The organism is Thermomicrobium sp., from assembly GCF_053493975.1.
This window is the reverse complement of the sequence record NZ_JBRBZA010000072.1, coordinates 1-14,060: the sequence shown is the minus strand read 5'-3', so window position 1 is coordinate 14,060 and position 14,060 is coordinate 1. Positions and strand designations below refer to the sequence as shown.

Annotated in this window: 13 protein-coding genes and 1 other annotated feature; of the genes, 1 reads left to right on the top strand and 12 read right to left on the bottom strand. The window is 64.7% G+C overall.

What is annotated here, in order from left to right; all coding sequences use genetic code 11:
• Window positions 1–10: 10 nt before the first annotated feature.
• From xseA to ACWIVK_RS11415, 12 genes are all read right to left on the bottom strand, one after another.
• A complete protein-coding gene (gene xseA / locus ACWIVK_RS11470) occupies window positions 11–1,228 on the bottom strand; it encodes an exodeoxyribonuclease VII large subunit (protein WP_448576845.1) in 1,218 nt (405 codons plus the stop codon).
• A 12-nt stretch (window positions 1,229–1,240) separates the two neighbouring features.
• Window positions 1,241–1,720 (bottom strand): acetyl-CoA carboxylase biotin carboxyl carrier protein, encoded by a 480-nt coding sequence (gene accB / locus ACWIVK_RS11465; RefSeq protein WP_448576843.1) that lies wholly within the window; start codon window positions 1,718–1,720, stop codon window positions 1,241–1,243.
• Window positions 1,721–1,722: 2 nt separating this feature from the next.
• Entirely contained in the window at window positions 1,723–2,283 is a 561-nt protein-coding gene (gene efp / locus ACWIVK_RS11460) for an elongation factor P (protein ID WP_448576841.1), read from the bottom strand.
• 96 nt (window positions 2,284–2,379) lie between these two features.
• Window positions 2,380–3,483, bottom strand: coding sequence for a M24 family metallopeptidase (locus ACWIVK_RS11455; protein WP_448576840.1), 1,104 nt, complete (start codon window positions 3,481–3,483; stop codon window positions 2,380–2,382).
• Window positions 3,480–3,935: a type II 3-dehydroquinate dehydratase gene (gene aroQ / locus ACWIVK_RS11450; protein ID WP_448576839.1), complete on the bottom strand. Its 456-nt coding sequence runs from the start codon at window positions 3,933–3,935 to the stop codon at window positions 3,480–3,482. The genes ACWIVK_RS11455 and aroQ overlap by 4 nt, the downstream gene beginning before the upstream one ends.
• Window positions 3,932–5,605 (bottom strand): glycosyl hydrolase family 18 protein, encoded by a 1,674-nt coding sequence (locus tag ACWIVK_RS11445; RefSeq protein ID WP_448576838.1) that lies wholly within the window; start codon window positions 5,603–5,605, stop codon window positions 3,932–3,934. Before ACWIVK_RS11445 ends, aroQ begins: the two co-directional genes overlap by 4 nt.
• A gap of 26 nt (window positions 5,606–5,631) precedes the next feature.
• Window positions 5,632–6,864: a hypothetical protein gene (locus ACWIVK_RS11440; protein ID WP_448576837.1), complete on the bottom strand. Its 1,233-nt coding sequence runs from the start codon at window positions 6,862–6,864 to the stop codon at window positions 5,632–5,634.
• 531 nt (window positions 6,865–7,395) lie between these two features.
• On the bottom strand, window positions 7,396–8,517 hold the full coding sequence (gene leuB / locus ACWIVK_RS11435) for a 3-isopropylmalate dehydrogenase (RefSeq protein WP_448576836.1): 1,122 nt from the start codon (window positions 8,515–8,517) through the stop codon (window positions 7,396–7,398).
• Window positions 8,514–9,032, bottom strand: a complete 519-nt coding sequence (gene leuD, locus ACWIVK_RS11430; RefSeq protein ID WP_448576835.1) for a 3-isopropylmalate dehydratase small subunit — start codon at window positions 9,030–9,032, stop codon at window positions 8,514–8,516. The genes leuB and leuD overlap by 4 nt, the downstream gene beginning before the upstream one ends.
• A 74-nt stretch (window positions 9,033–9,106) precedes the next feature.
• Complete coding sequence (gene leuC, locus ACWIVK_RS11425) at window positions 9,107–10,366, bottom strand: 3-isopropylmalate dehydratase large subunit (RefSeq protein WP_448576834.1); 1,260 nt, start codon at window positions 10,364–10,366, stop codon at window positions 9,107–9,109.
• A 5-nt stretch (window positions 10,367–10,371) separates the two neighbouring features.
• A complete protein-coding gene (locus tag ACWIVK_RS11420) occupies window positions 10,372–11,910 on the bottom strand; it encodes a 2-isopropylmalate synthase (protein ID WP_448576833.1) in 1,539 nt (512 codons plus the stop codon).
• 194 nt (window positions 11,911–12,104) lie between these two features.
• Window positions 12,105–12,333 (bottom strand) — a binding site (T-box leader).
• A gap of 156 nt (window positions 12,334–12,489) precedes the next feature.
• Window positions 12,490–13,041, bottom strand: coding sequence for a heme-binding domain-containing protein (locus ACWIVK_RS11415; protein ID WP_448576832.1), 552 nt, complete (start codon window positions 13,039–13,041; stop codon window positions 12,490–12,492).
• Between the two features lie 159 nt (window positions 13,042–13,200).
• Between ACWIVK_RS11415 and ACWIVK_RS11410 the strand changes: the two genes are divergently transcribed.
• Window positions 13,201–14,060, top strand: an 860-nt coding sequence (locus ACWIVK_RS11410; RefSeq protein ID WP_448576831.1) for a DODA-type extradiol aromatic ring-opening family dioxygenase, incomplete at its 3' end; no start/stop codon positions are given.

Below are 14,060 nucleotides of genomic sequence, written 5' to 3'. Positions count from 1 at the left end.
TGTCCCCCTCTCACTCGCTCGACTCGATCGATCGGACGATCGTCTCAGCCTGACCGTCGCTGAAGTAAAGGCGGAGCCCCTGGCCGAGACTGACCTGACGGATGGAACGGACGAGCTCGCCACTCGCACTGTCCTCGGCCAGGAGATAACCGCGTGCCAGTGGACCGTAGGGGCTGAGCAATTCCAGTTCGCGGCCGAGTGCTTGCACGTGCTGGCGCTGGCGTGCCAAGCGCAGCAGGATCGCCCGGTCGATCCGCCGGGCTGACTGATCCAGTCGTTGCCGCAGATTGTCCATGCGGTGGAGGGGCGCTGCGCGGTGGAGTCGATGCTGGAGCTGCCCGACATGGTCACGCGACCGCGCGAGCCGGCTGGTGACCAGTGCTTCCAGCCGCTCTTCCCAATCGACGAGTTCCCTAATCAGGGTGCGACGGTCGTGCGGCGTGACGAGTTCGGCCGCCGCTGACGGTGTCGGTGCACGGAGGTCGGCGACGTAGTCGCAGATCGTCCAATCCGTCTCGTGACCGATGGCTGACACGACGGGAATCGTGCTCGCATAGATCGCTCGAGCCAGTCGCTCGTCGTTGAAACACCAGAGGTCTTCGAGCGATCCGCCACCACGGGCGATGATGACGACCTCCGCCCGTCCGTCCGCTTGGACCGATTCCAGAGCGGCGATGAGCGTCTCGACCGCATCGTCTCCCTGGACGCGGGCCGGGGCGAGCAACAGCTGCACATAGGGGTAGCGGCGGCGCAGCACGGTTTGGATGTCGTGCCAGACTGCCCCATGGGGGGAGGTCACCACCGCGATGCACCGGGGACGCAGCGGCAGGGGGCGCTTGCGCCGCTGATCGAACAATCCCTCGCGTTCCAGCTTTTCCTTGAGGCGCTCGAACTGCTGGCGCAATGCCCCGTCGCCGAGCGGCTGAAGGTGCTCGACATACAGCTGGTAGGCACCGTCGCGCTCATAGACGCCCAGTGACCCGGTGGCGATCACGTCGTCCCCGTCGCGAGGAAGATACGGGAGGAGTTGTGCCTGGCTCCGGAACAGAACGCAGCGCAGGGTCGCGTCTCCCTCGCGCAGACTGAAGTACCAATGCCCGCTGGCATAGGTTCGAGCGTTGGTGATCTCACCGCGCACGCGGAGCATTCGGAGGGTCGGCTCTTGTTCCAAGAGATCCTTGATGAAGCGGGTGAGAGCGGCGACCCCGATGACTTCGCTCGGCAACATCCCGGTCCCTCGTCAATCGGGTCGCAGTCGCATCAGCGGCTGCCCGTATTCGACCGGCTGACCGTTCTCGACCAGGATCTCGACGATGGTGCCAGCGCGTTCCGCCACGATCTCGTTCATCACCTTCATTGCCTCGATGATCGCCACGACTTGCCCTGGCTCGACCCGATCGCCGACGCGAACGAAGGGCTCGGCACCTGGCCGTGGTGCCGCATAGAAGGTTCCGACCATCGGTGCGGTGATCGCCTCCAGCTGCTCGAGTGCCGCTGTGTCCTGCTCCGCTGTTCGCACGGGCGATACTGCTGCCGGTGACGCGAGCGTCGCTGCTTCACTGAGTGCGGCGCTCTCGAGCAGGATGCGCAAATCCCCGTGACTGACTTCGAGGCGCTGGAGTCCGGCTGCTCGCATCACCTCGACGAGTTCGCGGACCGTACGCGTCAGTGCTCCGTAGTCGGGAGCGCGAGACGGTTCCGGTCGGGTCTCTTCCGACATCGTCAGCTCACCCGCTCGATATATTCGCCAGTGCGCGTATCCACGCGCACGATATCCCCGATCTCGATGAAAAAGGGAACCGTGACGACCAGTCCTGTTTCGAGAGTTGCCGGCTTTCCACCACCGGATTGCGTATCACCGCGCACGCCGGGTGGGGTATCCACGACTTTGAGATCGACCGTGACCGGTAACTCGACTTCGACAGGCTGGCCGTTGTAGGTCAGGAGGTCGAGCTGGAGACCTTCCTTCAGGTAAGAGACTGCATCGCCGAGTGCTTCTCGATCGATCGCGAACTGTTCGAACGTTTCGGTATCCATGAAGTGGTATTGGCCACTGTCCTCATAGAGGAACTGCACCCGATGCCGCTCGAGCGGGGCGAGTTCGAAGCGTGTCCCCGCTTGGACGGTCGTCGTCGTCGTGGCTCCGGTGCGTAGGTTCTTGAGGGTCAAGCGGACGAAGGCGCTGCCGCGTCCCATCTTGACGTGCTGGTAGTCGAGGACGCGAACCAGTTCCCCGTCGATGAGCAGTGTCAAGCCCTTCCTGAGATCACCGGTCTCGATCATCCCGGAATCCCCCTGCTGTGCCGAACGTGATCGACCTCTTGTCGCTCAGTATACGAGATACGAGTCGTTCTTCCGGACGCGCAAGCGGTTCTTCCCTCACGAGCTCGCGAGGTCGATCCGCTTGGGGGTGCGGGTCACGATCTCCAAGCCGGTTTCACGGACGATTGCGAGATCCTCGATCCGGACACCACCCCATCCTGGCACATAAATCCCCGGCTCGATCGTCACCACGTGCCCGGGTTCGAGGACCTGATCCGATGCCGGTGACAGTGCGGGTGCCTCGTGCACGCGCACGCCGACGCCATGCCCCAGCGAGTGGGTGAAGGCATCCCCGTAGCCGGCCTCGGCGATCACCTGGCGAGCGAGTGCATCCGCCTCCCGTCCGGTCATGCCTGGTCGTATGCCGGCTTCCGCGGCTTCCAGGGCCGCGAGCACGATGGAGAAAATGCGCTCCAGCCGCTCGTCGGCCTGGCCGATCCAGACGGTCCGCGTCAGATCGGCGCAGTAGCCGGCGACGACGGCTCCCATGTCGATGACGATAGGTTCGCCAGCGGTCAGTCGGCGTTGCGTGGGACGATAGTGCGGGAGTGCGCCGTGTGGGCCGGAGGCCACCATGATGGGGAAGGCAACTCCATCGGCACCAGCCTCCACGAGTGCCTGCTCCAGGCGGAGTGCGACCTCGCGCTCGCTCAACCCGGGCCGGAGTTCGGCGAGCACTGCCTGGAAGGCTGTGTCAGTGACCGCCTGAGCCTGCCTGATTCGTTCCAACTCGTCCGGTGCCTTGCGAGCGCGAAGATCGTCGACCAGCGTTCCCACCGCGACGAACTCGACGGCGGGGCCCAAGGTCTCGCGCAAAACCTGGACGTCGCGATAGAGCATAGCGCGGTCCTCGAAGCCGACGCGCCGCACTCCCATTTCTTGGAGAACGATCGCGTCGCCGCGGGCAAAGTCGCGCTCCCGATCGAACACCTGAAAACCGACGGCCTCTTGCTGGGCCAGGACGCTGTTGAGTCGGCTGGTGACGACGACCGCGGCCTGGTGGCTGATCACGAGATGGCCGGCGGATTCGTTGGGAGGAATATCCTCGCCGGTAAAACCGCTCAGCCAAAACCGATTGGAAGGGTGCGTGATGACGATCGCTTCGAGTTCCTGTTCGCGCAGCCGTTCTCGCAGCCGCGCCAAGCGTTCCACTGTGTTCACCTGGTCGCTCCTTCCACTCGTCGGAGGAGATAGATGAGTGCCAGTTCGTAGCTCATCGGACCGAAACCACAAATCTGTCCGACCGCAACGGGTGCGATGACCGACCGATGCCGGAATGGTTCCCGGGCATGAATGTTGGAAAGATGGACTTCGACGACCGGTGCGGGGACCGCAGCGACCGCATCGCGCAAGGCGATGCTGTAATGGGTCAAGGCTCCGGGGTTGAGGATGATGCCAGCCACTTCCCAGCCGTAGCGCTGAATCAGGTCAACGAGTTCCCCTTCATGATTGGATTGCGCGCAGATGACCTCGAATCCGTGTGCCTGTGCCAGTTCCTGCAGGCGCTGGTCGATCTCGGCCAGTGTCGTCGTTCCATAGACCTCTGGCTCGCGCCGGCCCAGCAAATTCAGGTTCGGACCATGGAGGACGAGGAGGCGTTTGGCTCCACTCACCGGATCCATCCTTTCGCCCGAACCAGATCGCGACCGAGCAGGCCGAGGAGCACGCGGTACGGCTCCGGATTCTCCGGATGATACTCGAAGCGCGCCCGCTCGAAGTACTGAATGGTCAGACCGGTAACGGGATCGGTGAAGGGTTCCGAGATCGGGTAGCCGAAGAGCGCCAGCGACTCGCGGAAGGAGATTCCGGGGTCACCGAACTCGAGTCCATAGGAGCGCCAATAGGCGAGGAAGCGGCCACAGACGGCGTGTCCGGTCTCCGGGAAGAACCAACAGTCCCCGGAGGCAGCGCTGGGCGGGATCGGCTGAAACGCTGGGTGTCCGAGAAGGCCACGCTGCTTTGCGTCCTCCACTCCCAACCGGCCGAGCTGGACTTCGTAGGGGGTCCCTGCGAGTTCCGGATGATACTCGAACCGCTGCCGCTCGAAGTACTGGACCGTAAAGGGTTTGCCGAGATCCGGATTGACTTCGCTGAACTCCTCGGTGAGCGGGTAGCCAAAGATCGGCAGCCCGCCGCTCCGTTCCCAGAAGGCCTTGAAGCCCTGGGAGAGCGAGTGGCCGGTTTCCGGGAAGTAGCGTCGTTCCGGCGTCGACGGAAATGCGGGGATGCGAGTGGCTGGTGTGTTCAGGCGAGCGAGATCATCCCAAACAGCTGGGTCCTCGTGTCCGAGCCGCCAGAGCGCGACACCCGCGAGACCACGGTCGAGCGCCAGATCGACGCGTGCGGCCACGCTCCGCGCGTCAGCGTGCCAGACCTCGTGCTGCTGTCCCTGATCGTCGGTGTAGCGGATCCACGCCTCTTTTTCCGTTTCGTCGTAACCGCTGCTCGCTCCTGGTCGGCCGAGCAGTTCGCGTACTTGGTCATAGCGGACCGAGCGGGCTGGCGGTCCGGCAGTCACGTTCCAGTCGTAACCATACAAAGGAATGCCCAGGATCAGTTTCTCGCGGGGGACGCGCGTCGTGAGATAGCTGACGACACGTTGCACCCAGGTATAAGGGGCGACTGGACCAGGTGACCCTCCGGCATAGTGGAAATCGTAGGCCATGACGATGATGTAGTCGTTTACCTCGGCCAGTGCCGGATAGTCGTAGGCACCACCCCAGGTGGTCGGGGTGTCCGAGGTGCGGGCCACGACCGCTTGTGTCACCAACTTACCGCGCGGTCGGAGTTGGGCAGCGAGTTCGCGCATGAAGGCGGTGAGGTGCGGAGCATCGCTGGCATTCACCGCCTCGAAATCGATGTGTATGCCACTGTAGCCGCGCTCCTCGACCAGTCGCACGAGGCGAGCGATCACGGCACTGCGCTGCACGGGATCGGCGATCAGGGGGGTAAAGTCGTTCCAGCGCGGTACGTTCTTGATCATCGGGACGACCGTGAGCCCACTCTGGCGGAGGAAGCGGTCGGCGGTGGGGTCGCTCAGTTCCTCGATCGTCCCGTCAGCGCGCAGCTGGAAAAAGTACGGGGACACGATATCGAGCGTGCCGAGGTGCGCTTGGAGGGTCGCCCACGAGGTGCGGTCATATGTCACGTAGTATCCCCAGCGGACGAACGATGGTGCTGCTCGTACGCTGTGGATGTGCGTCGCGGGGGACAACACGATCGACAGCACTGCGAGCAAAAGCCCGAGTCGGAGCGTTTGCTGGCCAGCACGTATCGTCTTCACGGCATCTCCGTTCCCCTGCTCGCTTTTCACCCGCGCGGCGAGGCTTGTGCAGCGACGGCGACGACCGTGACTACGACCTCGACCGGCTCCGGATAGCCCTCGAAGGTCGCGGTACCGCGAAAACGGACGACCGGCGTGAGATAGCGCTCGCTTCCTTGCCCGGCATCGACCCACGCCAGTTCGGCACTCGTGAGACGAGCCACACCGCGCAGCGGCAGGCTCGCTCGCTCGAAAAGACGCTCGTCGACTTCGACCGTCGCGCGCCCGCTCTGGACATCCTGCCACAACGCCTGGGCTGGCCGGAGGCTGTAGGTGGATGGCTCGAGTGCTGCTGGCCAGGCCACGAATGCCTGGCGGACCGTTCCATCGCTCGCGACCGTAACGGTCGCTCCGGGAAGCGCGGAGAGGACCGGTGTCGGTTCAGCAGGACCGAAGGTGACGATAGCCAAACCGCGATCGGGCAGGCGCTCGCGTACCTGTCCCTCGTCGATCGGCGTGGAAACCAGCTGGTGACTCTGCAGCCAGTCGCGGGCGATCCGGCGGAGTTCCGCGTCGTCCGGGAGCGCGGTTTCCGTCGGTGTCGTCTCGGGAGGGGCTGCAGGCGAGTTCGTCGGCTGAGGTGTCGGGCTGGGGAGTTCGGCCTGGTACTGGATCGTCAGCTCGTTCACGATGAGCTGTCCCTGCGCGCTGCGGACGAGGAAACCGCCACCGGCTGTCCGCTCGACTGTTCCGTCGATGCCGAGCGAGCGGGCGAGAGCCATGACAGTGGTCTCCTCCCACTGGCGAGGAACCAAGCGATAGACCGGAGCGTCCTGCGGCAGGCGCGCGAGATCGAGGGCCAATTCGTAGGTCATGTTCAGGAAGTTCGGCGGGTAGGCCGGTTGTGGAATGTTCGGAACGGGCAACTCGCCGAAGGCGCCGACGACGATCGGTGGAGGCGGTGTCGGAGTCGGAGCCGGTGTCGGGGTCGCCTCAACGTCCGGCGTTTCCACCACGGACAGAGTCGGGTTACTTGGCGAACCCGCGGGAGCGGTCACGACCGGTAAGGCAGACCCGACGGATGGGGTCGTTGCCGCCCCTGGAGCTTCTGATGGGGCAGTGCGCCAGAGACCGCGGATGGCCCAGACAGCGACGAGCAGCATGGCGATCAACGCGAGCGCTGCGAAGACGATCGGGCCACGCTCGCTGCTGCTCTGGGGCGTGCTGGCTCGCCTGGCGGTGCGGCGGTCATTGCGCCGCGGACGCTTGCTGCTCGCCACGTCCCTCCCCTTCCCGCTCATCCCCAGAGGGTACCACTGGCGAGGGGGCATGCGCAGCGTGGCGCGTTGGTCGATCGTGGGTCGTCATCCTGACGACCGTCGCGGCGGACGACAGACAGAACCGATCGGGCCGATCGCCTGCCGACGGGAGGTCCTTCGCAGCGGGGCAGCTCGTGATGCACGCCCGACCGTGTTCCACGCCTCCTGGTGTGCGAACCGATCGATCGCTCTCTCCTGGTGCCGTGCGACGAACGCGAGCGAGGGGGAGGAGCCGGTGCAGCGGTCGTCCCCGAGGAACGATCCCGGCGTGCGATCGGTACCGGTTGCGGCAGCGCGAGAATGCCTGTTCAGCTCGCGAAACCGGTCACGCCGAACGCAGCCGGATGGACCAGCTTCTCTGGTCGTCAGGGAACGAAACCGACCCCAGTACGCTGCACGCACCGGGGTCGGATCGAACACGCTCGTGGGTGACGAGCTGGTCGCGATGGTCCAGCCATCAGTGCAACGAGTCGGGGCACCTGCCGCAGCGTGTCAAGCAGAAAGGATCGTCGCGAGTCGCTCCAGCAACCGATCGGTGAAGGCCTCGGTCCCCATGGCTGGCTCTCCAGGATGGGCCAAGTCAGCCGTCCGTGCACCGGAGGCGAGCGTTTCCTCGACTGCCTGCTCGATCGCCGCAGCAGCACGCTCGTTCCCGAGTGTCCAGCGAAAGAGCAGGGCCGCGCTCAGGATGGCGCCGATAGGATTGGCGATTCCCTTGCCTGCGATGTCAGGGGCTGAGCCATGCACCGGTTCGTACAGGCCGAAGCGGACCGCCGGCGAGCCAGGCCGTTGCGGTGGCTGACCGTGCAAGCTCGCGGAAGGGAGCATGCCGAGCGAACCGGCCAAGACTGCCGCCTCGTCGCTCAAGATGTCACCGAAGAGATTCTCCATGACGAGAACGTCGAAATCGCGCGGCCGGGCGACCAGACGCATCGCGCAGGAATCGACCAGCGCATGCTCGAGCGTGACGTCTGGATAGCGCTGACCGATCTCGCTGGCGACTTCGCGCCAGAGCGCCGAGGTGTTGAGAACATTCGCCTTGTCGACGCTCGTCACCTTGTGGCGACGTGCCTGGGCGAGCTGGAACGCGAGGTCGACGATCCGCGCGATCTCCTCCTCTCGATAGGGAAGGGTGTCGATCGCCCAACGGCCAGTCGGCTCGCGGCGCAGCTCGGACGGCTGACCGAAGTAGAGTCCCCCGGTCAGCTCGCGAACCACGATGAGGTCGACGCCGCGCACGATCTCCGGCTTGAGCGGCGTGGCATCAGCGAGCGGGTCGAAGACGCGCACTGGTCGCAGGTTGGCGAAGAGTCCGAGTTCCTTCCGCAAGCGCAAGAGACCGGCTTCCGGGCGAGTAGCCTTCGGGAGATGATCCCACTTGGGACCTCCGACCGCCCCGAGGAAAACGGCGTCGGAACGAAGCGCCATCTCGATCGTCTCGTCGCGGAGCGGCGTGCCGTAGGCATCGATCGCTGCCCCACCGACGAGGTCTTCCGAGAAGACGAAACGATAGCCAGTCTGGCGCCCTACCAGTTCGAGGACACGCTGGGCCGCGGCGACTACCTCTGGGCCGATACCGTCGCCCGGCAAGAGGAGCACGTGCACCTCGCTCACTGGCTTCCCCCCGCTGCCTGGCGCGCGGCGAGGCGCTCCCGGACGGCATTCAAGAGCCCACCAGCGCGGATGATGTGCTGGATGAACTCGTCGTACTGCGACGCCTTGTAGGTCTTACCGGTGCGCAGGTTGCGGACGGTTCCGTTCTCGGTGTCGATCTCGAGTTCGTCGCCCGTTTCGGTCTCGCGGACCGCCTCGGGAGCCTCCACGACCGGAAGCCCGATATTGATGGCGTTGCGGAAGAAGATCCGGGCGAACGATTCGGCCACCACCGCTTGGACACCGGCAGCTTTGATCGCGATCGGTGCATGTTCGCGTGACGAGCCACAGCCGAAGTTGCGCCCAGCCACGATGATGTCCCCCGGTTGCACCTTACTAGCGAACTCGGGGTCGATATCTTCCATGACGTGTTGTGCCAGTTCCTGGGGATCGATCGTCACCAGGTACCGGGCCGGGATGATGACATCGGTATCGATGTTGTCACCGAACTTCCAGACACGCCCGCGCATCGGCACGGGAACTGCCCTCCTCGCTTGCACGTCGACTGCCTGCGGAGAGCGGAAACCTGCTCCGCTCTCCGCTCCTCGCTTCAGTTCAGTTCGAACGGGGAGGCGACACGACCCAGAACGGCGCTCGCTGCCGCCACGGCTGGGCTGGCCAGGATGACCTCCGATTCGCGGTGTCCCATGCGCCCGCGGAAGTTGCGGTTGGTGGTCGAGACGCAGCGCTCGCCCTTGGCCAGCACGCCCATGTATCCGCCGAGGCAGGGGCCGCAGGTCGAGACCGAGAAGACAGCGCCGGCTTCCAAGAAGATGTCGACCAACCCCTCCTTGGTCGCTTGCTTGGCCACTTCCTGACTGCCCGGGATCACGATGCAGCGAACGCGCGGGTGCACCTGTCGCCCTTTCAGGATCTCGGCGGCGATGCGGAGATCGCTCAGCCGACCGTTGGTGCAGGAGCCGATGACCACTTGGTCGATCGGCAGATCACGCACCTCGTCGGCGGGGCGCACATTGGACGGCAGGTGAGGAAGCGCCACCAACGGTCGCAGGTTGGAGACATCGAATTCGATGATCTGGGCGTAGTGGGCATCCGGATCGCTGTCCACTGGCTCGTACGGTTCCGTAGTGACCTGAGCCAGCCAGGCGCGCGTCTTGTCGTCGCAGGCGAAGATGCCGGTTTTGGCACCGGCCTCGATGGCCATGTTGGCCATGGTGATCCGGTCGTCCATCGGCAGTTGGTCGATCACCGGGCCAGTGAACTCCATGCAGGCGTACAACGCCCCGTCGACGCCGATCTGCCCGATGGTGTAGAGGATGAGATCTTTTCCGGTCACGTACGGGGGGAGCGTGCCGGTGTAGACGAACTTGATCGTTTGCGGGACACGCATCCAGGTCGTGCCGGTGGCCATCGCGGCAGCGATGTCGGTCGATCCCATCCCGGTGGCGAAGGCATTGAAGGCGCCATAGGTGCAGGTATGGGAATCGGCACCGATGATGACCATGCCCGGGCGGGTGAGCCCGTGCTCCGGGAGAACGACGTGCTCGATACCCGCCCGTCCGATCTCGAAGTAGATCGCCCCCTGCTCGAGCGCGAACTCGCGCATGATCTTGGACTGCTCCGCTGCCTTGATGTCCTTTGCGGGCACGAAGTGGTCGGGCACGAAGACGACCTTCTTCGGGTCGAACACGCGTTCGACGCCGAGCTTCTTGAACTCAGCGATGGAGAGTGGGGCAGTGATGTCGTTGGTCATCACGAGATCGACCGCGACCTCGACGATTTCTCCCGGCTCGACGCGGCGACGCCCTGCCGCCCGGGCCAGGATCTTTTCTGCCATCGTCATACCCATGCTCGTCACTCACCTCCACTGACCGTGACCGGTGTCGTCAGCGCAGCCCGGTTGAGGGCCATGAGATAGGCACGGAGGCTGGCCTCGATGACGTCCGTCGCGACGCCCCGGCCATTATAGACCTGCGTGCCACAACGCAGATGGACAGTGACCTGCCCTTGCGCGTCTTCGCCCGGACTCACGGCATCGACATGGAATGCCTCCAGTTCACAGTGGCGACCCACCAGCCGGTCGATCGCCTTGAAGAGTGCATCGATCTGCCCGTTACCGGAGGCGGATGCTTCTCGCTCGACACCATCGATGTCCAGCTTGACCCAGGCTTCGGCTCGGCCCTCCGAGCCCGAGTGTGCGCGCCAGCCCTTCAAGGTGTAGCGTTGCGGCACTTGGGCCAGCTGATCCTCGACGATCGCGATGATGTCGGCATCGGTGACCGTCTTCTTCCGGTCGCAGAGATCGATGAAACGCTGGTACAGTTGCTCGATCCGCTCGCGCGAGAGATCGCCGTAGCCCAGTTCCTTGAGCCGGGCGGTGAATCCGGCACGACCGGAATGCTTGCCCAGGACGAGGCGACTGGCTTCCCAGCCGACCGACTGCGGGGTCATGATCTCGTAGGTCATGCGGTGCTTGAGCATCCCGTCCTGGTGGATGCCCGCTTCGTGCGCGAAGGCATTGGCCCCGACGATCGCTTTGTTCGGCTGGACCTGGATACCGGTGATCCGCTGGACCAGCTTGGAGGTCGGCACGATCTGTTCGGTCACGACGCGTGGCAGGATGCCCCCGAAGACGTCGCGGCGCACGTGCAGCGCCATCACGACCTCTTCCAGCGCGGTGTTCCCGGCGCGCTCGCCGATCCCGTTGATCGTCACCTCCGCCTGCCGTGCTCCGACCCGGATCGCAGCCAGCGTGTTCGCGGTGGCCAGACCGAGATCGTTGTGGCAGTGGACACTCACCGTGACCTTCTCGATGCCCGGCGTGTGCTCCATGATGTAGCGGACGAGTTCGGCGAACTCATAGGGCACCGCATACCCGACGGTATCCGGGATGTTGATCGTCGTGGCGCCTTCCTCGATGGCGGCAGCGAAGACACGGCAAAGGAAGTCCCAATCGGAGCGGGTCGCGTCCTCCGCGGAGAACTCGACGTCGCTGACATAGCGCTTGGCGGTCCGCACCGCGAAGCGGGCAGCCTCCAGAACTTGCTCTGGTGTCTTGCGGAGCTTGTATTCCATATGGATGGGCGAGGTCGCGATGAAGGTATGGATGCGCGGCTGTTCAGCGTCGCGCACCCCTTCCCACGCCGCATCGATGTCCTGCTGATTGGCACGCGCCAGCGCACAGATCGTCACACCCTTGATCTCGCGACTGATCCGCTGGACGGCGCGAAGGTCACCGGGTGAGGCCGCAGGAAAGCCTGCCTCGATGACGTCTACCCCGAGCTTGACCAACTGCCGGGCGACTTCGATCTTCTCGTCCTCGGTCATCGTTGCGCCCGGTGACTGCTCACCGTCCCGCAGTGTGGTATCGAAGATGATCAATCGCTCGCTCATCGACTCCCTCCAGTACCTGGATTCAGCTTATGGAACCGCCCTCTCGTGCGGGAGGCCGGTGACCCGTTCCGAGAGGCTATCACGACCGTCCCGCGATCATCCTGGCCCCTCCCCGGGGCCGACTAAGGGAGAGTCGGAGCAGGCTCGAGACCCGATAGAACATCGTTCCCCTCAGATGCCGAGCGGCCCGTCCGCGAAGGGACGGGCCGCTCCCGTGGTACCACCCTACTTGGCCGTCGCCTCCGAAGAAGCGACGCCCACTCGCTGCGCGATAACGGGCGCAACCCGACGCTCGCTACTCGACCAGGTTCGCGAGCGCAGCTCTGGGACGAGTTCGCGCACCGCACCGGACCGGGCTTCCACCGCGAGCCCCGGCTCGCTGACCGGGTTCGGCGCGCTACTGCTTCCCTTCCGCGCCTTTGTTTCTGAGACTAGCAGATCCGCACACGCTTCGTCAAGTGCTGTGTCGTCGAACTCGTTTCACCCGCCGCTGGAGCATGCCGGCATGCTCCGAGTTAGCGAGTGCCACGCTCAGGTGAGGCGGAGAGCGAGCGGGCCGGTGCGTGCCCCTTCCTCATTTCATTCGTCTTCCTCAGGTGATTCGTCCTCGCCTGGCCATGTGCCGGGTTCGCCACGTCGCTCTCGTTCGCCGCCCCCTTCGCCGAAGGTCGCCAGGAGGCCACGGATGAGTTGGTCCTTCTCCTGGGCTGAGAGGTCGGCTTCAGGGTGGAGCGGGAGATAGAACCACGGCGGCATCTTGCCTTTGCGGATCTGTTCGACCGATTCGTCACACTCCGCTTCGCCTCCGCTTCCCCACTCCGAGACGTTGCACTTCTGCCGTCCTTCGGTGACGTCGCGATAGGCCAGGAAAGCAGCCGGTGCGACGTAGGTATACCAGCGCCAGTTGGTTTGGTTGGAGTGACAGTCGCCACAGGCACGCATGAAGAGTTCGCGTGTCTGGGGACTGTCCCAGGCGGGCTCAGCGATTACCGGTGGATTGGTGCGCGGGAGCGCCAGGGCGACGCCCTGCAGTACGACGAAGAAAGTGAGCAGCATCCCTCCGACAACGAGTGCGATCCGTTTGCCGCGACTGGAGCGCTCGGCTCGTCGGAGCGTTTGCGGTTGGACCATCGGTCACCTCCCTGTTCTGGTCTTCCCGAGCCGGTCGTCATCTGGCTTTCGAGACGGAGTCTCGCTACCCTCGGTCAACGCTGCGTAAACGAACCGGTTGAGACACGTTGTCCTGCCTTCGCTGTCATGGGATACTGCCTGGGGAAGGAGGCAACGGCGATGGGAATCGTTTTCGGTGCCGTGGCACCGCACGGTTTTCCGATCATCCCTGAGCTTTCCGAGGATGCCGAAGGCGGGTTGGCGACGCGGGTCGCGATGTTCGAGCTGGGGCGGCGCTGTGCTGCGGCCCAGCCGGACGTTCTCGTCGTGGCGACACCGCATGGTGTGCGCGTGGATAGCATGGTCTGCCTGGCCTTTACAGCGCGGGGAGCAGGGACACTCCGCTGGCGTGGGCGACAGATCGAGATGAACGTCCCGTTGGATCGGGCAGCGACGGAGGCGATCGCGGGAGCAGCGCGCGAACTGGGTGTTCCGGTGGCGTTGGCTGGTTTTGCCGGGAATCGCTGGGATCAATCGGTCATTCCGCTCGATTGGGGGACGATGACGCCGCTCTGGTTTCTCGGGCACGGCCGGAATCTGGTCGGCCATGGCGATGTCCTGGCGCCGCCGCCCGAGCAAGAGAGTGGCCCGCCAGTCGTGATCGTGACTCCCTCCCGTCGGCTGCCGCGCGAACGCTTGGTGACGTTCGGTGAAGCCGTGGCGCTCGCTGCTGAGCGAGACGGCCGGCGCATCGCCTTCATCGCCAGCTGTGACTGGGCCCATACCCACCGCGCCGATGGCCCCTACGGATTTCATCCCGATGCCGCCGAGGTCGACCGGTTGGTCGTGGAAGCGCTCGAAGCTAACGATCCGGGCCGACTGATCGAGCTACCAGAGGAGAAGGCGACGAACGCGGCGATCGATGGCTTGTGGCAGACCCTGATGCTGGCCGGGGTGATGCGACGGGTTCCCTTGCGCGGCGAGGTTCTCTGCTACGAGGCGCCGAGCTACTACAGCATGATCGTCGCCGCGTTCAGCCC